Origin of the sequence: Sediminibacter sp. Hel_I_10 (assembly GCF_000688335.1) — a bacterium.
GTDB lineage: Bacteria > Bacteroidota > Bacteroidia > Flavobacteriales > Flavobacteriaceae > Psychroserpens.
In genome coordinates, this window is the sequence record NZ_JHZX01000001.1 from 3,241,931 (window position 1) to 3,263,428 (window position 21,498).

Below are 21,498 nucleotides of genomic sequence, written 5' to 3' on the forward strand. Positions count from 1 at the left end.
TTGATGGATGCTTTAGCTTAGAAACTCAAACACACCACAAGCACCTTGACCCGTACCCACACACATGGTTACTGCGCCATACCTGCCGCTCATATTGCGTTTACGCATTTCATCAAAGAGTTGCACCGAAAGTTTTGCACCAGTACATCCCAATGGGTGACCTAATGCAATGGCTCCTCCATTCACATTAACAATATCCTTGTTTAAGCCAAGTTCTCTAATTACAGCAAGAGATTGTGAAGCAAATGCCTCATTCAACTCGATAAGCTCTAAGTCTGATTGTTTTAATCCAGCTTGCTTAAGTGCTTTAGGAATTGCTTTTACTGGACCAATCCCCATAATTCTTGGTTCTACACCTGCTGCGGCATAATTGACCAATCGCGCTACGGGCTCAAGATTAAGTTCTTTGACCATAGCTTCGCTCATGATCATTACGAATGCCGCACCATCACTCATTTGGGATGAATTTCCTGCGGTAACACTTCCTCCTTGCGCAAATACAGGACGAAGTTTTGCAAGTGCCTCAAGACTTGTCCCTTTACGAGGGCCTTCATCTTTATTGACTGTATAATTTTTAGTTGCTTTCTTTCCATTGGTATCAATAAATGTTTCCTCAACTTCAATAGGAACAATTTGATCTTGAAAACGATTTTCAGATTGCGCTTTTAGGGCCTTCATGTGCGATTGGTATGCAAATTCATCCTGATCTTCGCGAGACACTTTAAATTGTTTTGCAACGGCTTCTGCAGTATTTCCCATACCCCAATAATAATCTTCATGACCAGATTTTACAGTATTGTAATTTAACTCTGGCTTAAAGCCCGTCATGGGTACCGAACTCATGCTTTCTGATCCACCTGCAATAATACAGTCTGCCATTCCTGCTTGAATTTTAGCAGTGGCAATACCTATGGTTTCGATCCCTGAAGAACAAAACCTATTAACGGTTACGCCAGGAACATCTACACTGTTTAGTCCTATTAAAGAAATAAAACGAGCCATATTTAATCCTTGTGCTCCTTCTGGCATGGCATTACCAACAATCACATCGTCAACACGTTTAACGTCTAGATTAGGCAATTCCTTCATCATGTATTGGATGGTTTCAGCACCCAACTCATCTGCTCTTTTAAATCGGAACACGCCTTTTGGTGCTTTACCTACGGCCGTTCTGTATGCTTTAACTATGTAAGCTTGTTTGCTCATAATGGTATTAAGATTTTAGTATCAAGTATTAAGACTTATTTAGTGATTTTTGAAGTGAATAATTCATTTTAGCGACCTCAATCACTTCTTGTACAATAGGTCTCACTTTTTCTTCATTTATTAAATTTAATCGTTTTGACAAGTATAATTGTGTTAGTAATTCAAATGAGGATCCGTTGGCTATGCCTAAAAATTGCCTGAATTCACCATTTGTATTTCTACCGGCACCTTCAGCTATGTTTGAAGGAATGGAAACTGCACATCTCCTTATTTGGGAAGTTAGTCCGTAGGTCTCTTTCTTAGGAAAATTTTCCGTAACTCGATAACAGTCTTCTGTGATATCCATGGCTTTTTGCCATATTTTCAAATCTTCAAACCTGTGCATTATTTATATAAGTATTAAAATTTCACTTGTTTTACAGCATGTACTCGTTTTTACTTGTGTGCTAACTATGTACTTCATACTTAGTACATAATTCTATTTAGTTTCTTAATGGCTTACCTGTTTTTAACATATGTTGAATGCGCTCTAAAGTTTTACGCTCTGTACACAGACTTAAAAATGCTTCGCGTTCTAAATCCAACAGATATTGCTCACTGACTAGGGCTGGTTCAGACAAGTCTCCACCTGCCATAACATAGGCCAATTTGTTTGCTATTTTCTTATCGTGTTCGCTAATGTAATTGCTGTCTTCCATAGAGTCTGTCCCAACCATGAACATCCCTAAGGCTTGTTTGCCTAAGACTTTAATATCAGTACGTTTAACAGGCTGGGTATATCCGGCATCTGCCATTAGTTTGGCATAAGATTTTGCAACAGCTATTTGTCTATCTTTATTAACAACAATGACGTCTTTTCCTTTTTGTAAAATACCCAAATCAAAAGCTTCATAAGCTGAGGTAGATACCTTAGCCATAGCAATAGTTAAAAAGTACTCTTGTAAAATATTGAGTTGAACATCGCCTTTTTCAAACTTATCTTGAGCTCTTAGCGCCATTTCTTTAGAACCGCCGCCTCCAGGGATTACGCCAACACCAAACTCCACTAAACCAATATAGGTTTCTGCGGCCGCAACCACTTTGTCAGCATGCATTGACAATTCACAACCACCGCCTAATGACATGCCATGTGGTGCAGCTACGGTAGGGATTGAAGAGTAACGCATGCGCATCATGGTATCTTGAAAATACTTAATCGCAGCATTTAACTCATCGTATTCTTGCTCTGCAGCCATCATAAAGATCATCCCAATATTGGCTCCTACTGAAAAGTTAGCGGCTTGATTACCTACAACCAATCCAGCAAAATCTTTTTCGGCTAGTTCAATACCTTTATTAATACCTGAAAGAACGTCTCCGCCAATGGTATTCATTTTTGACTGAAATTCTACGTTTAGAATCCCATCACCAATGTCTTCTATGACCACTCCTGAATTTTTGAAAACCTCTTTCGTTTTTCGAATGTTATCCAAAATTATAAAGGCATCTTGACCAGGAATCTTTTCTTTTGATTTTTTAGGAATATCATAAAAATAGGTGTTCCCGTTTTTAACAGAATAAAAGCTATTTTCTCCACTGTCAACCATCTCGTTTACCCATGACGCTGCTTCGTAGCCTTCGTCTTTAATCATTTGTAAACCTTTCTCAACGCCAATGGTATCCCAGATTTGAAACGGACCGTGTTGCCAGCCGAAACCAGCTTTCATGGCATCGTCAATTTTATAAAGTTCGTCTGAGATTTCAGGAATTCTATGGGTAACGTAAGCAAATAGAGCGGCAAAGGTCTTTCTATAAAACTCACCGGCCTTATCTTTACCATTAACTAAAACTTTAAAGCGATCTTCTACTTTATCAATGGTTTTAGTCAGTTCTAAAGTAGCAAAATTCGCTTTTTTAGAAGATCTGTATTCTAGGGAATTTAAGTCTAGGGTTAAAATTTCCGAAGTACCGTCATCCTTTCTTATTTTTTTATAAAAACCTTGTCCAGTTTTACTGCCCAACCATTTATTCTCCATCATGGTATTGATAAAGTCTGGAAGCTTAAACAGCTCTAAACGCTCATCTGTTTTGCAGTTATCATGAATACCATTGGCAACATGCACCAACGTATCTAAGCCAACCACATCAACGGTTCTAAACGTTGCAGATTTTGGTCTTCCTATCACAGGACCTGTAAGTTTATCCACTTCCTCAACCGTCATGTCCATATCCTTAACAGCATGAAATAAGCTCATGATGCTAAAAATACCAATACGATTGCCTATAAATGCTGGAGTATCTTTAGCAACGACAGATGTTTTGCCTAAAAACTTTTCGCCATAATCGTTTAAAAAATCAAGTACTGCTTGATCTGTATTAGGACCAGGGATAATTTCAAACAATTTCAGGTATCGTGCGGGATTAAAAAAGTGTGTCCCGCAGAAATGCTTCTGAAAGTCTTCACTGCGCCCTTCACTCATAAATTTTATAGGAATACCAGAGGTGTTAGAGGTAATCAATGTACCTGGTGTGCGGTATTTCTCTAGTTTTTCAAATACTTGTTTTTTAATGTCTAAACGCTCAACCACAACTTCCATGATCCAATCAACATCCTTAACCTTAGAAATATCATCTTCAAGATTTCCTGTTGTGATTCTACTGGCAAATGATTGGTGATAAATAGGGGAGGGTTTTGATTTCAAGGAAGCCGTTAATGAATCATTAACGATCCTATTTCTAACCGCTTTATCTTCTAGGGTTAGACCCTTAGCTTTTTCTTGGTCGTTGAGTTCTCTAGGTACTATGTCCAATAAAAGGACATCTACACCAATGCTTGCGAAATGACAGGCAATACCGCTTCCCATAATTCCGGAACCAATAATGGCTATCTTTTTTATTCTTCGTTTACTCATCTTATTTTAAAGTATGTTCTTGTGATTTATAAATTTGTTTGTTGGAGATCATGTTATTGATGACTTCGGAAACTTTATAGAAATTTTTAAGTTCTTCTTCGGAAACATTAGCTTTAATCACCTCGTTAAACGTCAAAACTTTCTCTTTGGAATACTCACGTTTCTCTCTACCAAAATCGGTCAAATAGATCAATACCCCACGTCCGTCTTCAGGGTTTGGTTTGCGCTCAATGAGGCCTTTTGCTTCCATGGACTTTAAGGTTCTTGAAAGGCTTGTAGCCTCCATTCCCATTTTAGGGCCCAAAGACGTTGAAGGTGTTCCTTCTTCCGGATCAATGCTCAAAAGTGCAAAACCAGTAGCCATGGTTGTTTCAAACTGAGCAGCCTCTTCATTATACATTTTGTTAACTGCTAACCATGTGGTACGCAATATGTAATCAATGGTTTTATCTTTCATATGAAGTCTCGCTCGTGAAAATGAACGGGTATTCTATTAGTATTTAATAACTCAAATATAAGAAAATTTATTATGCATGCATAATAAATAAAAGAAATTTTAAGGTCCCTTTTAGTGATCTTTAATACCTAGAACAAAAAAAAGACCTTTCATTTATAAGAAATGAAAGGTCTTCAGTAATGTGTTAGAGCTGTAATTTATCGATAAATATTATCGTATAGGTCCTGATAGATTCCTTTAATAATGTCTCGTTTCATTTTCATGGTAGGGGAAAGGTGTCCTCCTTCAATAGACCAAGCGTCTTTGGTAAGTTCAAAACGTTTGATTTGTTCCCATTTTCCGAAGTGGGTATTGCAACGGTCTATTTCTTTCTGAATGCGATCAATGACTTCTTGAGACATAGCAATCTCCTCTGGAGAAGTCCCTATGTTTTTGTGTTTCTTCTTGATCCAGTCCTGGATGAATTCAAAATTAGGTTGAATGATAGCAGCCGGCATTTTTTCACCTTCGCCAATAACCATAATTTGTTCTATAAAGCGGGATTGTTTGAGCTCATTTTCTAAAAGTGTTGGGATCACGTATTTTCCACCAGAGGTCTTGAACATTTCCTTTTTTCGTCCGGTAATTTTAAGAAATCCATCTGCATCTATCTCACCTTTATCTCCCGAATGGAAGAAATCACCAGACATTACCTCGGCAGTTTTTATAGGATCTTTATAGTAGCCCAACATCACGTTAGGGCCCTTAATTAAAATTTCACCATCATCGGCTATTTTTACTTGAACATTTCTTATCGGTTTGCCAACTGTGCCAACTCTAAAATGAGCATCGCTATACATACCAACAGCAACAACGGGAGACGTTTCGGTAAGTCCGTAGCCTTCCATGACTTGCATGCCTGCCGCGCAAAACAATCTCGTTAATCTGGGTTGCAAGGGTGCACTACCAGAAACCATTGTGTGAAGTTCACCTCCTAAGGCTTCTTGCCATTTACTGAAAATAAGTTTTCTGGCAATTTTTAATTTGAACTCATACCAAGCACCATTTTCCTTATAAGGTTTCCATTGTTCTCCAAGTGCTATGGCCCAATGAAACAGTTTGTATTTGATTCCTGAAAGTTCAGAGCCCTTCGCATAGATTTTATCGTATACCTTTTCAAGCAGACGCGGTACTACGCTCATAAGATTGGGGTGAATCTCTTTGGCATTATCTCCTATTTTATCAATGGCTTCAGCGTAATAAATACTGGTGCCTGCATGCTGATAAATATAAATGAGTACGCGCTCAAAAATATGGCAGATCGGTAAAAAACTAAGAATTCGGGTTTCGCCTTCAATAAGCGGTAATCTCGGGATACTATCTAAAGCATTACTGGTAATGTTCCAGTGCGATAGCATGACGCCCTTAGGTTTACCTGTAGTACCAGAGGTGTAGATAATAGTAGCTAAATCATTTGAATCTACGACGTCTTTACAAGCTTCAACTTCTGGCTGATTGCTCTCATCTTTTCCTAGTTCAAACAATTCAGAATAATGCTTGCAACCGTCAATGTGGTCAAAAGAATATACTTCTTTGACTTTAGTTCTAGATTGTACTTTTCGTACTTTTTTTAAAACCTCTTCATCAGAAACAAAGCAATAAATAGATTCACTATGATTCAAAACATACTCATAATCTTCAGCAGAGATCGTTGGATAAATAGGAATGTTTTGAGCGCCTAATTGAAGCACACCAATATCCATGATGTTCCACTCTGTTCTATTTGAGGTGGAAATTACTGCAATCTTATCGTCTTTTTTAACACCGAGTCTAAGAAGAGCTCGACTTATGGCGTTAGACTTATCTACATATTCTTGTGTAGACATTGGCGTCCATTTGCCATTATATTTAGTAACTAATGCTGAGTCTGAAGGTTTATGCTCTAGTTGATAATACGGAAAGTCGAAAAGCCGTTTTATTTCTGTCATGTGTTATTTGGAAAGTTAGAAGTATTGCAAAGTATGAAATTAAATGGGATTTTCAAATATGCGCATAAAAAAGGGGCATCTTAAGAAAATACCCCTTGTCTTTTTATAATTATGATAATTTTAGTGACTCTCGACCCATAACTTCGCATTCACAAAAGCCTCTAACCATGGCGAAACTTCATCCTCTTTTCGGTCATTAGGATAGTGTGCCCAATTCCAAGGAAAAGTAGAGCGCTCAATATGTGGCATGGTTACTAAATGACGTCCAGTTTTATCACATAACATGGCTGTGTTATAATCAGAACCATTTGGATTAGCTGGATAATCGGCATATCCATATTTAGCGACAATGTCATAATCTGTCTCTTCCTTCGGAAGTTGAAACTTACCTTCACCGTGCGAAATCCAAACACCTAATTTAGTTCCTGCCAGGGTAGATAGCATTACAGAATTATTTTCTTTTATTTCTACGGAAGTAAACCCACTTTCATGTTTATGTGAATCATTATAGGTCATTTTACCGTGCTCATCGTGGTCAGGATTTATCAAATCTAACTCCATAAATAGCTGGCAACCATTACAAATCCCAATAGATAAGGTATCTTCACGATCAAAAAAGTCTTTAATAACTTTATTTGCTTTTGCGTTGTATTTAATAGCTCCCGCCCAACCTTTAGCGGAGCCTAAAACATCAGAATTAGAAAAACCGCCCACAGCGCCCAAAAACTGAATGTCTTTTAAATCTTCACGGCCCGAAATTAAATCGGTCATGTGTACATCTTTAACATCAAAACCGGCTAAATACATTGCATTAGCCATTTCGCGCTCAGAGTTAGATCCTTTTTCTCTTAAGATGGCTGCCTTAGGTCTTTTAGACCTATGGTCTAGCGCCGCTAAAGTGCCATTAAAGTGCTTCGGAAATTTATAAACCAATGGCTGATTTTTATAATGATTATAGCGATCTTGAGCCAAACCATTTGCCGTTTGCTTTTGGTCAAATAGGTAAGACGTTTTAAACCACGTATCTCTTAACTCTGAAACAGTCATCGAGAGGCTTTCCTCTCCATTGATAATACTCATCACGTCATTCTCCATGACGTTCCCTATATTGAAAAACGTAATACCAGCTTCAGATAGCGTCTGCTCTATAGAATCATCTAAGGCTTGAAATACAATACCTGCATTTTCGGCAAAGAGAACTTTAAAAGCATCTTTTTCTCCTAAAGCTGAAATATTAAGAGTGGCACCTAATTTCGTATCAGCAAAGCACATTTCAAGTAAGGTGGTTATGAGTCCGCCAGAAGCAACATCATGACCTGCCACAATTTGATTGTCTTTAATTAAGTTTTGAACGGTATTAAAAACGGTGCTCACATAAGCTGCACTTTTGACATTAGGAGCTTCATTACCAATTTTATTTAAAATTTGTGCAAAGCTACTTCCGCCTAATTTAAAGTCGTCTTGAGAGAGATTGATATAATAAATCGATCCGGCATTTTTCTTAAATACAGGCTCTACTACTTTGGTAATATCATTACAGTGTCCTGCTGCAGAAATGATGACTGTGCCTGGAGAAATAACATCACCATCGGGATATTTTTGCTTCATAGATAAAGAATCTTTACCTGTAGGCACATTGATGCCCAAATCAATGGCGAACTCAGAGATGGCTTTTACGGCTTCATATAAACGAGCGTCTTCACCCTCATTTTTACAAGGCCACATCCAATTTGCCGAAAGGGATACACTTTTTAGACCTTCTTCTAATGGTGCCCACATAATGTTGGTAAGCGCTTCTGCAATAGCATTCCGACTACCTGCCGCAGGATCAATTAACCCGGCGATAGGAGCGTGGCCAATAGACGTGGCAATGCCTTCTTTTCCTTTAAAATCGAGAGCCATAACGCCTACATTATTTAAAGGCAATTGCAATGGGCCAGCGCACTGTTGTTTTGCAACCCGGCCACCAACACAACGGTCTACCTTATTGGTGAGCCAGTCTTTACAGGCTACGGCTTCCATTTGTAGTAGTTGGTCTAAATAATTATAAAATTGGCTGCTATTGTAATTGACGTCACTATAAGATCTTTTAACCGTTTGATCGTTCATCACAGTTTTTGGAGAACTTCCAAACATATCCTCTAAATCTAAATCCATAGGTTTAACCCCTTTGGTCTCAGACTCAAAACAGAAGTGCTTGTCATTGGTTACATTTCCGACGGTGTATAGAGGAGAACGTTCGCGCTCTGCAATATCGCTAATGTGTTTTAAATGTTTTTCGGCAATGAGAAGTCCCATACGTTCTTGGGATTCATTACCAATAATTTCTTTATCTGAAAGGGTGGGGTCTCCTACCGGTAATTTGTCTAAATCAATATGGCCACCAGTATCTTCTATAAGTTCTGACAGACAGTTTAAATGTCCGCCAGCACCATGATCATGAATAGATATAATCTGGTTCTCCTTACTTTCTACCATCCCTCTAATGACGTTTGCTGCACGCTTTTGCATTTCAGGATTAGAGCGTTGCACGGCATTAAGCTCAATACCAGAAGCAAAAGCTCCTGTATCTGCTGATGACACTGCAGCACCACCCATACCAATTCTGTAGTTGTCACCACCAAGAACTACAATTTTGTCACCTTCTTCGGGAACCGCTTTTATGGCTTGATCTAATTTACCATAGCCAATACCGCCAGCTTGCATAATGACCTTGTCATAGCCCAATTTTCTAGGCGAAGCGTTGCTTTCAGTTGAAGCATCATCCTGCTCATTGTGTTCAAATGTGAGCACAGAACCACAAATAAGCGGTTGGCCAAATTTGTTTCCAAAATCTGAAGCACCATTACTCGCTTTTATCAGAATGTCTAATGGCGTTTGGTAAAGCCATTCACGTGCTTCAAAAGCATTTTCCCAAGGTTTATTTTTCTCTAGTCTAGAGTAGGAGGTCATGTAAACCGCAGTTCCGGCTAAAGGTAAAGATCCTTTTCCTCCCGCAAGACGATCCCTAATTTCGCCACCAGATCCCGTAGCAGCACCATTAAAAGGCTCTACAGTGGTTGGGAAATTATGGGTTTCGGCTTTAAGAGAAATGACCGACTCAAAATCTTCTGTTTGATAAAAATCAGGAACGTCTGCTCGTTGTGGTGCAAACTGCTGGGCTCTTGGGCCTTTAATGAAAGCCACATTATCTTTATAAGCAGAAACAATAGTATTTGGGTTTTGCTTAGAAGTTTCTTTAATAAGTTTGAAAAGAGAATTTGGTTTTTCTTCTCCATCGATTACAAAAGTGCCGTTAAAAATCTTATGTCGGCAATGCTCCGAATTGACTTGTGAAAAGCCAAACACCTCAGAGTCTGTCAATGGTCTGCCAATTCTTTTTGAAACACTCTCTAAATAGTCAACTTCCTCATCGCTTAATGAGAGTCCTTCCTGGTTGTTGTATGCGGAAATATCCTCTATTTGAAGAATGGGTTCTGGTTGAACGCTAATGGTAAACGTATCTTGGGTTAAAACGCTGAATTTTTCTGAAATCATCGGATCAAAATCGGTGAAATCGGCTTTTACAGATTGAAATTCCTCTATTCTTATGATCCCGTCAATACCCATATTTTGAGTAATCTCGACGGCATTTGTACTCCATGGAGTGATCATAGCTGCACGCGGACCAATAAAAAAATCCGCCACGGCGGACTGTTCTAGCTTAGGTTGGTTTCCAAAGAGCCATTCCAATTTTGAAATGGTCTCGGTTGTAAATTCTTTTGTGGCTTGAACAGCAAAAATTTTACTGTTTTGGTTTCCGAAGAAGTGAATCATTATAAGTGTAGTTATATAAAATGAGCGAAGCACAAATTTACTTTTTTTAGATGAAAATTGCGCTTTTTAAACATCGGTTTCTTAACAGTTATCCTTAACTTTTGAACATAAAAAAAATCCCGAACAAGTCGGGATTTGAAATTTTCAGTTTTGAAAAACTTATTGTCTAATCAATTTTTTAGTGATAGCGCCTTTTTTAGAGCTCAACCTTACAATATAAACTCCAGCATTTAAAGTGGAGATGTCTAGTTTTTTCTGATTAGTAGTCATTGTTTTTGAAAGTACTTTTTTGCCTAATACATCAAAAACCGCTACTGTAATGCTGTCTTTAGATAATATAGTTACGGTATTTCCTTTTGCAGGATTAGGAAACATGCTAATATTGTTCTCTTCTTGACTGTTTACAGACAATGTTTCCCATCTGTTTTCAGCATCAGCACCACCCCAAAAAACAGTTGCTAAATATGGGTTGTCAATAAATGGATTTCTGTTTCCTTGTGCATCTGCAATAACTTCGTTTCTATTGATTTCAAAATCTGAAACGGGATCTTCAATATTCCATTCTATAAATAAATCAAGTGTTCCAACATCTGTAAAAGGCTCGTTATACTTAAGATTAATGTACATCACCATTCTGGCGACATCACCTTTCCAATCATCTCCAGGAAACCAAGTGCTCCCTAAATTCTCATAAGTTCCTCCTGAAGTATTGTTTGCAAAAGGTTTGTTGCCACGATTGCTGTTCACTTGAACATCACAACTTCTTAAATGGTGAAGGTCTGCTCTTGCAACATCATAAATACCGTCAGCTAGCATCGACTGTGGGAATACGTGTTCAGTATTAAAAGTTTGTGTTGGGTAAGTATTGTTACCAGATAAATATTCCTGCTCGTTGCGAATTTCACCTGAGTACATCAACACCACTTCTGAGGCATCGTCTAAGTTGGCATCAGCAGTATAAAGATACTGATGACGTTGGCCATAACTTAATATGTTAGTATGCTGATTGTTTGTAGTTGTTGCTACAAAGTCTTTTAGTTGTTCTCCGTCTGAAATACTAAATGACGTTGCGTCATAATAATCTTGCAGCTCTACAGGTACCTGCAGTTGAGCAAAAGCACTGATGCTAATGAAGGTTAATAAAGCAATAAAGTAAAAGTGTTTCATGATATATTAATTGTTAATTCTTCTTTTCTAATAATGCCATATAAAATCCGTCAAAACCAGATTTATGAGCATAGACGATATTTTCTCGCGCAAAGGTAAACTCTTTTCCCATCTCTGATGTTAAGAAAATGTCAACTTGTTCTCTGTTTTCAGAAGGGAGAATTGAGCAGGTGGCATACACCATTTTTCCTCCTGGTTTTACCATTCTAGAGTATTGTTGCAAAATTTCTTGCTGCGTCTTTTTAATTTTTTCTAAAAATTCTGGCTCCAACTTCCATTTCGCATCAGGATTTCGTCTTAAAACTCCCAATCCAGAGCATGGTGCATCTATTAAAACGCGATCTGCCTTATCATATAATTTTTTAATGACTTTGGTAGATTCAATTGTTCTGGTTTCAATATTGAAGGCTCCGTTTCTTTTGGCTCTTCGCTTTAGCTCATTAAGCTTATTGCCATAAATGTCTAAAGCTAAAACTTGACCTTTATTTTCCATCAATGTAGCAAGGTGAAGTGCTTTTCCTCCAGCACCTGCACAAGCGTCTACAACGCGCATTCCTGGTTCAACCTGCAAAAACTCTGCCACGAGTTGTGACGACGCATCTTGTACTTCAAAATGGCCGTTTTTAAATTCTTCAGTTTGAAAAACATTGGCGCGTTCTTTTAACTTAAGTGCACTTGGGTAACCTTTAATAGGCTCAGTATCTAGATTTTGATCAAACAGGGTAGCGTATAGTTTTTCCTTAGTTGTTTGTAAGGTATTTACACGCAATATAACATCAGCTTGCTCATTAAGCGCTGCTAATTCTTTGGTCCATAATTCTTCCCCAAGTTCTTTTTCTCCAAGTTCGTCCATCCAATCTGGAACAGCTTCTCGGTATTTTCTTATTTGAGAAAGTTCATCAAAACGACCTTTAATTCTTCGGGTTGGTGTATGCTCAAAGTATTTCCAGTCTGGAAGTTTAATCCCTTTTAGTGTTGCCCAAACCGCAAAGATGCGCCAAAGATTATCTCTATCAAAAGGCTCTTTAACTTCGGCTATTTCAGCATAAAGACGCTTCCAACGTACAATTTCATAAGTCGTTTCGGCAACAAAGCCACGGTCGCGACTCCCCCAGCGTTTATCTCTCTTAAGTAGTTGCTGTATCACTTTGTCAGCATAGTTACCCTCATTAAAAATTAAGGTTAAACCATCAATCACTGCAAAGCATAAATTTCTATGTAATCTCATCTTCTAAAATTAAGCTTAAATCTTTGAGATTTAAGCCTGCAAAGGTACATTAAAATTGTTTTCTCCTTTTATAGCGCGTATGAAACTTTCACTGTCTTTGGATAATAGGCTGGTTTAAATGCGATGCTGAAGCATTACTAACAGAAGTTTTCTATTTTTACTGAAACAAGACTTACATGAAACAGCTCTTACTAGTATCTATAATGACTTCTTTTTTGTTTTCCTGCGGAAAAAAGACACCATCAGTTCGTTCTAAAAGTGCATCACAAATGGAAATTGAAATCGTGGATTTATTACGAGACTCTACTTTGAATGTTAGGGCTTTGGAGTTAGATCCATCTGGTGGAGCATCTTTTGCCCTATCAAACGGGAAAATTGGGACTATTTCAGGGAACCCAAATGAAGAAGCGAGCCTGACTTTTCAACTAAAACAAGACAGTGTTATCCCAAATTTTCGCTCGTTAGCCGTTACCGATAGCGCTGCATTTGTATTAAGTATTGCATCGCCAGCGCTCTTATATAAAGTAGATAAAGATTCATTACAACTGGTCTATAAGGAAACTCACAAAAACGTCTTTTATGATGCTATGGAATTTTGGAACAACCAAGAAGGGATTGCCATTGGCGATCCTACCGAAGACTGCATGAGCATCATTATTACCAGAGATGGTGGCAATACGTGGACGAAATTATCTTGTGAAGAGTTGCCGAAAGCTAAAGAAGGCGAGGCGGCCTTTGCTGCGAGTGATACCAATATCGCCATCGTTGGAGGCCATACTTGGATTGCTACGGGAGGGGTGGTAAGTAGAATCTTGTATTCCGCAGATAAAGGCAAAACTTGGCGTACTTATGAGACACCAATAATTCAAGGCGAATCTACAACCGGTATCTATAGTCTAGATTTTTATGATGAAAAGCATGGATTCGCAATTGGTGGCGATTATATGAAACCAGCCGATAGTAGTGCAAATAAAATAAGAACAAAAGATGGAGGTAAGACTTGGGAGTTGGTTGCCAAAAACCAATCACCCGGCTACCGAAGTTGTGTGCAATATGTCCCCAATAGTAATGCTCAAGAATTAGTTGCCACTGGTTTTAAAGGAATTGATTATTCCAAAGATTCTGGAGAAACTTGGTCTCATCTTAGTGACGAAGGATTTTACACTTTAAGGTTTTTAAATGATAGTGTTGCCTATGCTGGAGGAGCAGGGAAAATTTCAAAAATCATTTTACGTAAAAAAAGGAATTCCAAAAACTAAATTTCTTTGATGATCTGTTTGGTTTCGGGAATTGTGAAAAGATGCTTTTATAATGATGTGATCTAAGAGAAACAAATTATGCATAGGCCTATCTGCCTCGTCTTTTTTTGAACTCCTCAAGCATGCGCTCGTTAAATTCATCTTCGGAAACTTTAAGTAGAATTATTTTTTTAGCCGGTATGGCCGTTAGCAAACTTTCGATATAATCAATTTTTGATTGACTTCGCTCTTCTTCAAAGGCCATCATGTCGGTAAGCACGCTTTTAGCTTCAGTTTCACTTAAGGTGTCTACGTTTAAGTTAGATCTTTTCTCTCTCAGGGTCATTCTCATCATATCTCTTTCAAGCTCATGAGCGTTGTAGATTGGCCAAAATTTTTGGGCTTCGGTTGTGGTAAGGTCTAGCTTTTCGGTAATAAAGGCGATTTTAAGGGCTTTTATGCGCTCACGTTTGCCTTTATCTTGGGCAAAGCTCGTAAGCACTAGCAATAGCAATGCTAAAGTGATCAGTGATTTTTTCATAGTATTAGTTTGTGATAAGATCTTCTAGATTGTTAGTGTCTAATAGGTAGGCTTCTAATTGATCTTCATCAATGTTATTGTCAATAAAGTGATCTGTGATAAGGTTATTCTCAGAAAGTAAAGTAGCTAGTTCGTAGCTGGTATAGTCTGACTCCTCAAGATAATTTTCTATAGCTGCTGTTTCTAAAGAATCAAAACTTAAGGGTTGTGGTGTACTCATAAACAGATTAAAAGCTAAAATAAAGCTAGCGGCAACTGCTATTGCGGCAATTGCAGTTTTCCAGTGCCCTATAGAAATGACTTTTACTTCTTTCTCTTGTTCTAATTTTGAAAGAAGACGGGCATCAAAGTTTTCGAAATAGTCACTAGGAACTTCAAATCCAGAATCACTAGCGCTTTCTTTGAGATGGGATACGTTTAAAATGTGTTCATCACTATGAGCGAAGTAATCCTTAGGGACCTTAAAGCCGGAAGTCTTTGGAATATGTGAATTATTTGTGGTCATCTGTGTCTTTGACTATGTAATTTTTAATTGGTTTAATCTTTGGTGAGGTAGGCCTCAATTTTTTTTACAGCAATATGATAGCTCGCTTTTAAAGCACCTTCGGAAGTTTCTAAAATATCTGACATCTCCTTATATGTGATTTCCTGAAAGTATTTCATGTTAAAAACCAGCTGTTGTTTTTCGGGTAATGTTGCAATCGCCTTTTGCAGTTGCAGCTGGATCTCATCGCCTTCAAAATAAACGTCGGCTTGTAAATTATTGATGGTGTAGGATTGTAATTCTTCCGAAGAAAAACTTAAGCGCTTGGCGTTTTTGTTGAGATGGGTAATGCTTTCATTGGTTGCTATGCGGTACATCCAAGAATATAATTTGCTGTCGCCCTTAAACTTATCAATATTTTTATAAATTTTTATAAAGGTGTTTTGCAATACATCATCAGCATCGGCATGTGATTTAACGATATGCCGAATATGCCAATACAAACGCTCTTTATAAAGTTTGAGCAGCTCCTTAAAGGCCGTATCCTTATCAAGATGATTTTGTAATTGAGCGACTAAAGCTTCTTCTTCCTTCAAGAATTGAATTTTGGTTTAGACTAAGGGATGTTATAAAGGTTTAAAACACCCCATTAGTTTTATCCCAGATCTCGAAGTTGTTTCAGAAATCTCTAATAATCACTTTAAAATTTAGAAGCGTTTAATTTTCTGTCTTTCCAGCGTTCAAAATTTGCTGTTGTACCGAAGGTTTTTTAAGAATGTTAGGGAATAGTTCCTCTAAAATATATTGATAGTCTGTATTGAGCAATAAGGCATTCTTTAAATGATAATGTCCTTTACTGCTTTCATGAAGCGTAAAATGCAAGCCCGCCAAACGAAATTCAATTTCGGCCGTTTCTGGATAAAACTCGGCGGTTTGAATTAAGTTAAGAATAGAGGCTTCATATTCTCCTAAAGCGATTAAAATATCGGCTCTAGCCAACCACGTTGATAATTCATAATTCCCTAGGTCTAATGCTTTTTTGTAACCACGCTCAGCTTCTTCAATAAAATTTAAGCGGTGGTTGATCTGTGCATAAAGTTTCCAATACACAACATTGTCTCCATCAATATTAATAGCCTTATTAATGTAGAACAATGCTTTTTGGAAATTTTTCTTCTTGTTGTAAAACTTGGTAATTGCAATCCAACCTTTATCCAACAACGGGTCTTCATGTACCGTTTTATAATAATTTTGTACCGCTAAATCATCATTGCCTAATTTTTCGTGACACTTACCGATTCGCAGTAAAGCAAAAGAGGTTGGATCATCTAAAGCCAAGGTGATTTTGTAATTGTCTATAGCTTCATTGTAGCGTTTTTTCTTTTCCAGCACTTTACCTTTTTCGAGGTAAGCGCCAACAAAAGTATCATCAGAAATAATGGCAAAATCAAAAGCTACTAAGGCTTTGTCGAAATCTTCTACAATAACATATTGACAACCTAATTGGTGCCAAGCGACTTCACAATACGGGTTACCATTGAGGTAATCGTTTAAGAAAACAATGGCTTCTTGATTGTCATTTAAAAAATCGTAGCAATAGATCACATTGTACAGGGCAGAATAATCTTCATTGTCAATCTCTAGACATTTTTTGAAATAATGCTGGGCATTTTCAAATTGATCTAAAAAGAGGTATTCCATCCCGATCAATGCGTAAAGATCTGCAATGCCTTCATCAACCTCGGCTAAATCTAAAGCTATGAGAAGTGTTTGCACTGCGCTCTCGTGATCGTCACGCTTAGAAAGCACATTGGCTTTTTGAATGTAGATTTCTTCATTCATTGGCTCTAGATCATGCAGGTTTTCTAGCAACTTGTCTGCATCTTCTAATTTGTTTTCAATAATTAAAATTTCCGTCTTAAATAAGCGCAGATTGGTTGAGGTTGGGTGTTGCTCCAAACCTAACTTTATTGCTTTTTTTGCAAGGGATATTTTACCATTCTCGAGATAGTGATAAATTATGTTTTCAAATTCGTTGGAATCAAAAAACAACACATTATTCGTCTTGAGCATCGATTCAAAACGAGTGAGCGAGAGGTTGTTATTATCGTCAGGTAGACTGAACTCCATAAGCAATTAGCATTATTGGTTTTCTAAATGTAATGTTAACATCTAAGTTTCCTCATTTTTGGGCTTCAATGTTTTCAACAAAGTAGTTAACAGCTACTGTTTTTTGTTACATCTTATAACGATTAAATGACGTTTAAATGTATAACAATAAATGATTTATAGAATATATCATGCCGAAAGATCGTCTAAAATAGAGCGTATGATTTTACAGCCTTTAATGAGTTCTTCTTCGGAAATGGTAAGTGGTGGTGTAATGCGTATGGCTTTTGGCTCAAATAACAGCCAAAACAAAACCAATCCGCTGTCTTGCGCTTTAAGGATGACTTCATTAGTGACTTCTGCAGAAACAGTCATGGCTGCCAGCATGAGACCTCTACCACGTATGTCTGTTATTAACGGGTGCTGAAGGTGTTTTCTAACTAATTGTTCTTTTTCTAAGGTTTGTGACATTAAGTCACTTTCGGTAATTTCTTTGACCGTGGCTAATGCTGCCGCAGCGATTACAGGGTGGCCTCCAAACGTAGTGATATGGCCTAATTCTGGATGATCTTGAAGTAAATCCATGTGTTCGGAAGACGCCGTAAAAGCACCAATTGGCATACCGCCGCCTAAACCTTTGCCTGTTACCAAAATATCGGGAATACAATTAAAATGTTCAAAACCAAAAAGTTTACCTGTACGGCCAAATCCTGGTTGAATTTCGTCTAAAATGAGCATCGCACCAACTTCTGTACAACGCGCTCTTACCTTTTCAAGATACCCCTGCTGTGGCTCTATAAAGCCAGCACCCCCTTGTATGGTCTCTAAAATGACACCTGCAGTTTTAGTGGTGATTTGTGCAAGATCTTCTTGGTTATTAAATCTTATAAATTTTACATCGGGAATTAAGGGTCTAAACGCGGCCTTTCGTTCTTCAAATCCCATAACGCTCATGGCTCCCATAGTGTTGCCGTGATAGGCGTGTTGGGCACCAATAAGTTCACTGCGCCCAGTGATGCGTCGTGCTAATTTTATAGCGCCTTCAATAGCTTCTGTACCTGAATTGGTGAGATACGTTTTATCTAAAGGCTCTGGTAGAAGTCTTGCTAACAATTTTGTTAATTCAACCGCTGGTTGTTGTGCATATTCCCCATAGACCATGACATGGAGATACTTGTCCAATTGAGTTTTGATGGCCTCTATGACCTTTGGGTGCTTGTGCCCTAAGCTACAGGCAGAAACGCCTGCTACAAAATCTAAGTAGGCTTTATTGTTAGTGTCATAAATGTAAGAGCCTTCAGCATGAGAGATTTCCATAGCCAGAGGGTGAGGAGTAGTTTGGGCTTGGTATTTAAGGAAATCCTGCTTCATTGTCTTTTGTCCTTGGTATTAATAAGAGGTTTCTTTGTTGTTTTTGACTTTTTAGACGAGATGGTATCTTTTTTAAGTAATGTTTTAGACTTTGGAATGTTTCTGCCAGCCTTATTGATTTCGTCTTTATCTTTTTCCTTAGCGGTATCGACGCGTTCCATCATGGCTTCATCAAAAAAGGCTTCTTCGGGAACATAGGGTTCCAAACCTTTAATAGTAGGTAACTGCAATGGTGGGTCTTCACTAAACAAATCCTCTACACTCTCGGGACGTTCATCTCCTCGCCAATCAAAACCTCTAAATTTTCTGGCATTCTCTGGAAATAAGCTTTCCGGATTAATATTGCCATCCACTTGATTGATTAAAGTGATGATTTTGTATGGTCCATCAAACTTGAGGTTAATGCTTCCTGATTTCGATTTATTGATACCTACTAAAGAATCTTTATCATCTCTAGTGTAGAAAATCACCTCTGCGTTTTTAATAATGTCAACATTATAAAGTTCATTGTCATTGAATAAACCAATAAGTTTTTGTCCCTTAATTTGATTGAAACCATCACCAAGGGTGTCTTTACTAATAAGAAAGGCATCATCAAACACTTTTAAAGAATCCAGTTGCTCTTTTTCTACATTTGAAATCAAATGAATGGAATCCCCAGACATTTGGTTGCCTTGATTCCATATCAATGGTTTTCGTTTTACAGCGAAAGCATCACCTGAGTTATAGCGCTTCAAATTTATAAGTTGCGTTAAGCCAGACTTGTGATCGGCATGAATGCTGTCTGCCTTGCCGCTCATGTCGCTTTTGTACATTTTGGCATGGTAATAGGCTCTGGTGATGCGGTGTTCTGGCTTGCCTGTCACCATTAATGTATCGGCATGAATGTAAAGGGAATCTTTTTCTTGAACAGAAATGGCTAAGGCCCGTTTAGTAATAAATACAGAATCTTTTTCTCGGAAGACCTCTGCATAATGACCTTTAATAACCGAGTTGTTTATCGTATCTGTTACCTTGATGTTGTTGGTGGCAGAAGCGAAACTGTTTTTTCTATTAAAATAGAGGCTATCACCTTCTACAACACGATTGTTATAATTGATTTTTGAATTTTTTATAAAATAACCCGTATCGTCGTTGGTGTTGTAAAAACCACGCTCGCAATAAATGGTACTGGCTTCTCCAACAATCGTTGAGGGGCCAAACATATAGGCATAACCAGATTCTGAATAAAAATCGAGTTGTTCGGTGTTGAGTGTATAATCAGGATTGACCAATACCACATCCTTGATGAAACGGTATTTCGAATCGTTCATGTAATACCTGCCAATTTGGCTCGTGATGGTGCCCGAAGAATCTCTTACAACTTTACCCTTTGTATTATAAAAAGCCTCTTGTTTGGTTCTGTCAAAATATAGGGTATCCGTGGTCAATACAGATTGTGGTTCGGTTAAAACAACATCTCCTGCAGCAAATGCTAATTGCGTAATACCGCTATATTCAACGTATTTTGAGTTCATGGTGATGGTATCGCCTTGTACCATACTCACATTGCTAAAGGCTTCAATAAAGTCTTCGTCTTGGTAGTAAATGGCCTTATCGCAAAACATATCGATCCCTTCATGAATCACGTGAATTTGTGATTGATCGCTACGTACAAATGTGGTTATATTATCCCCAAGTAGGCTATCTCTTGTGGCAAAACCAAAATACTCAATCTTGATTTTTTTTGGTTGCTGCGCATGTAAATTTACAACTGAAAACCAGCAGGATAGAATTAAAAGACTTCGAAAAAATAAATTCAACGGGTTAAGATTTTGTGCCAAAAGTACTATTTATCTCTGTGCGATTTGAGCTGTTAACAGATATTTAATATCAAGAGGTTGTGAGTCTGCTTGTTAAGCCATCAATTATTTGTGTAAGAAATTAGTTAGATTTTAATTCTCCATTCAAGTGCATTAAAAATTAATGAGATAAATGATGCATTAGCAGAAGAAGAAATAGTCTAAGGCAGCCGTCATGCCCAAATCCTGACAATATGTAGTAATATGCTGTTGGTCTTCAGGATTGGCCACGGCGACTATCGTTTGTGCTTGTTTCATTTGGTGTAGCGTGTGGTAGTGGACTAAAAGCACATCATAGATATGCTTTCCAATTTTTTTAGGATTGTCACAAAGCCACGTAAACGGTATATTCTTAGATTTCAGAAGTTTTGCGATAGTCTTGCCTTTATGACCTGCTCCCCAAAGGGTCAAAGGTCTGTTTGCATCATGATCAAGTTCAAGAAAATAATTGATTTTTAAGTCTATAAAATTATTTTCAGCATAATGCTCATGAGTTCGTGAGGCGCGATTTGTGTGATCTCGCCAATAGTGCAAGACATTTTCAGAAGGAATACATTTTAAGCCATACTTGTAAAACCTAAAAGCGAGATCGTAATCTTCAGGATAGGTATTGGGTTGAAAGGCTCTACAGATTTCGAAATCATCGCGATGTACCATCCAACAAGGGGAGGGGATAACACATTCTTTGTAAATTTGGCTATAGTTATTTCCTCCTATACTCAATTGGTTGAGCCAATCTTCGTAGGCTTTGTAACCATTACCCAAACGGGTTTCGCTAAAATAGGACACTAATCCTAGGGCAATATGTTGTCTACCGTAGTTTTGTAAATCCTTCAGCATGAGTTTTAGTTTTTCAGGATGCATATAATCGTCACTATCCATTCTGGTTATAAATTGGCCATGACTATTTTGATAGGCTGTTCGCAATGCAGCAATAATCCCAGAGTTCTCATTTTTGAAAAGCTTGATCCGTTTATCCTTTTCCGCGTAATTGGCTACGATGTTGTAGCTCATGTCGGTAGAATGGTCATCAACAATAAGCAACTCCCAATTGGCATAGCTTTGCGCGAGAATTGAATCTAGACATTGTGCCAAGAAACGCTCGGTGTTTTTAAAGGGTACAAGAATGCTAATAAGTGGGTCATCCATGACGCGAAGTTACCATTTTAACAAAACCTTTGC

16 protein-coding genes are annotated in these 21,498 nt (G+C 37.9%); 1 reads left to right on the forward strand and 15 read right to left on the reverse strand.

What is annotated here, in order from left to right; all coding sequences use genetic code 11:
• Positions 1-12: 12 nt before the first annotated feature.
• The 8 genes from P176_RS0114525 to P176_RS0114560 form a co-directional block, all read right to left on the reverse strand.
• Positions 13-1,206, reverse strand: coding sequence for an acetyl-CoA C-acyltransferase (locus P176_RS0114525; protein WP_026755387.1), 1,194 nt, complete (start codon positions 1,204-1,206; stop codon positions 13-15).
• A 28-nt stretch (positions 1,207-1,234) separates the two neighbouring features.
• Positions 1,235-1,591, reverse strand: coding sequence for a four helix bundle protein (locus P176_RS0114530; protein WP_026755388.1), 357 nt, complete (start codon positions 1,589-1,591; stop codon positions 1,235-1,237).
• Between the two features lie 97 nt (positions 1,592-1,688).
• Positions 1,689-4,097, reverse strand: a complete 2,409-nt coding sequence (locus P176_RS0114535; protein ID WP_026755389.1) for a 3-hydroxyacyl-CoA dehydrogenase/enoyl-CoA hydratase family protein — start codon at positions 4,095-4,097, stop codon at positions 1,689-1,691.
• A gap of 1 nt (position 4,098) precedes the next feature.
• Positions 4,099-4,554 carry a MarR family winged helix-turn-helix transcriptional regulator gene (locus P176_RS0114540; RefSeq protein ID WP_026755390.1) on the reverse strand — a complete coding sequence of 152 codons (456 nt, stop codon included), beginning with the start codon at positions 4,552-4,554 and terminating at the stop codon, positions 4,099-4,101.
• 197 nt (positions 4,555-4,751) lie between these two features.
• Positions 4,752-6,521 carry a long-chain fatty acid--CoA ligase gene (locus P176_RS0114545; RefSeq protein WP_026755391.1) on the reverse strand — a complete coding sequence of 590 codons (1,770 nt, stop codon included), beginning with the start codon at positions 6,519-6,521 and terminating at the stop codon, positions 4,752-4,754.
• A gap of 120 nt (positions 6,522-6,641) precedes the next feature.
• Entirely contained in the window at positions 6,642-10,337 is a 3,696-nt protein-coding gene (gene purL, locus P176_RS0114550) for a phosphoribosylformylglycinamidine synthase (protein WP_026755392.1), read from the reverse strand.
• A gap of 159 nt (positions 10,338-10,496) precedes the next feature.
• The gene (locus P176_RS19565; protein ID WP_051605515.1) at positions 10,497-11,504 is read right to left on the reverse strand and encodes an endonuclease; all 1,008 of its coding nucleotides are present in this window, start codon (positions 11,502-11,504) and stop codon (positions 10,497-10,499) included.
• Positions 11,505-11,517: 13 nt separating this feature from the next.
• Positions 11,518-12,732 (reverse strand): RsmB/NOP family class I SAM-dependent RNA methyltransferase, encoded by a 1,215-nt coding sequence (locus P176_RS0114560; RefSeq protein ID WP_026755393.1) that lies wholly within the window; start codon positions 12,730-12,732, stop codon positions 11,518-11,520.
• A gap of 176 nt (positions 12,733-12,908) precedes the next feature.
• Between P176_RS0114560 and P176_RS0114565 the strand changes: the two genes are divergently transcribed.
• Positions 12,909-13,991 carry an oxidoreductase gene (locus P176_RS0114565; protein ID WP_026755394.1) on the forward strand — a complete coding sequence of 361 codons (1,083 nt, stop codon included), beginning with the start codon at positions 12,909-12,911 and terminating at the stop codon, positions 13,989-13,991.
• Between the two features lie 88 nt (positions 13,992-14,079).
• Here P176_RS0114565 and P176_RS0114570 read toward each other — a convergent pair whose 3' ends face one another.
• The 7 genes from P176_RS0114570 to P176_RS0114600 form a co-directional block, all read right to left on the reverse strand.
• On the reverse strand, positions 14,080-14,511 hold the full coding sequence (locus P176_RS0114570; RefSeq protein WP_026755395.1) for a hypothetical protein: 432 nt from the start codon (positions 14,509-14,511) through the stop codon (positions 14,080-14,082).
• A 4-nt stretch (positions 14,512-14,515) separates the two neighbouring features.
• Positions 14,516-15,016 carry a hypothetical protein gene (locus P176_RS0114575; RefSeq protein ID WP_026755396.1) on the reverse strand — a complete coding sequence of 167 codons (501 nt, stop codon included), beginning with the start codon at positions 15,014-15,016 and terminating at the stop codon, positions 14,516-14,518.
• A 32-nt stretch (positions 15,017-15,048) separates the two neighbouring features.
• Positions 15,049-15,591 (reverse strand): RNA polymerase sigma factor, encoded by a 543-nt coding sequence (locus tag P176_RS0114580; protein WP_026755397.1) that lies wholly within the window; start codon positions 15,589-15,591, stop codon positions 15,049-15,051.
• A 121-nt stretch (positions 15,592-15,712) separates the two neighbouring features.
• Positions 15,713-17,125: a tetratricopeptide repeat protein gene (locus P176_RS0114585; protein WP_026755398.1), complete on the reverse strand. Its 1,413-nt coding sequence runs from the start codon at positions 17,123-17,125 to the stop codon at positions 15,713-15,715.
• A 168-nt stretch (positions 17,126-17,293) separates the two neighbouring features.
• Positions 17,294-18,475 (reverse strand): aspartate aminotransferase family protein, encoded by a 1,182-nt coding sequence (locus tag P176_RS0114590; protein WP_026755399.1) that lies wholly within the window; start codon positions 18,473-18,475, stop codon positions 17,294-17,296.
• On the reverse strand, positions 18,472-20,277 hold the full coding sequence (locus P176_RS0114595) for an OstA-like protein (protein ID WP_026755400.1): 1,806 nt from the start codon (positions 20,275-20,277) through the stop codon (positions 18,472-18,474). The genes P176_RS0114590 and P176_RS0114595 overlap by 4 nt, the downstream gene beginning before the upstream one ends.
• Positions 20,278-20,457: 180 nt before the next feature.
• Positions 20,458-21,465, reverse strand: coding sequence for a glycosyltransferase family 2 protein (locus P176_RS0114600; protein WP_026755401.1), 1,008 nt, complete (start codon positions 21,463-21,465; stop codon positions 20,458-20,460).
• Between the last annotated feature and the right edge of the window lie 33 nt (positions 21,466-21,498).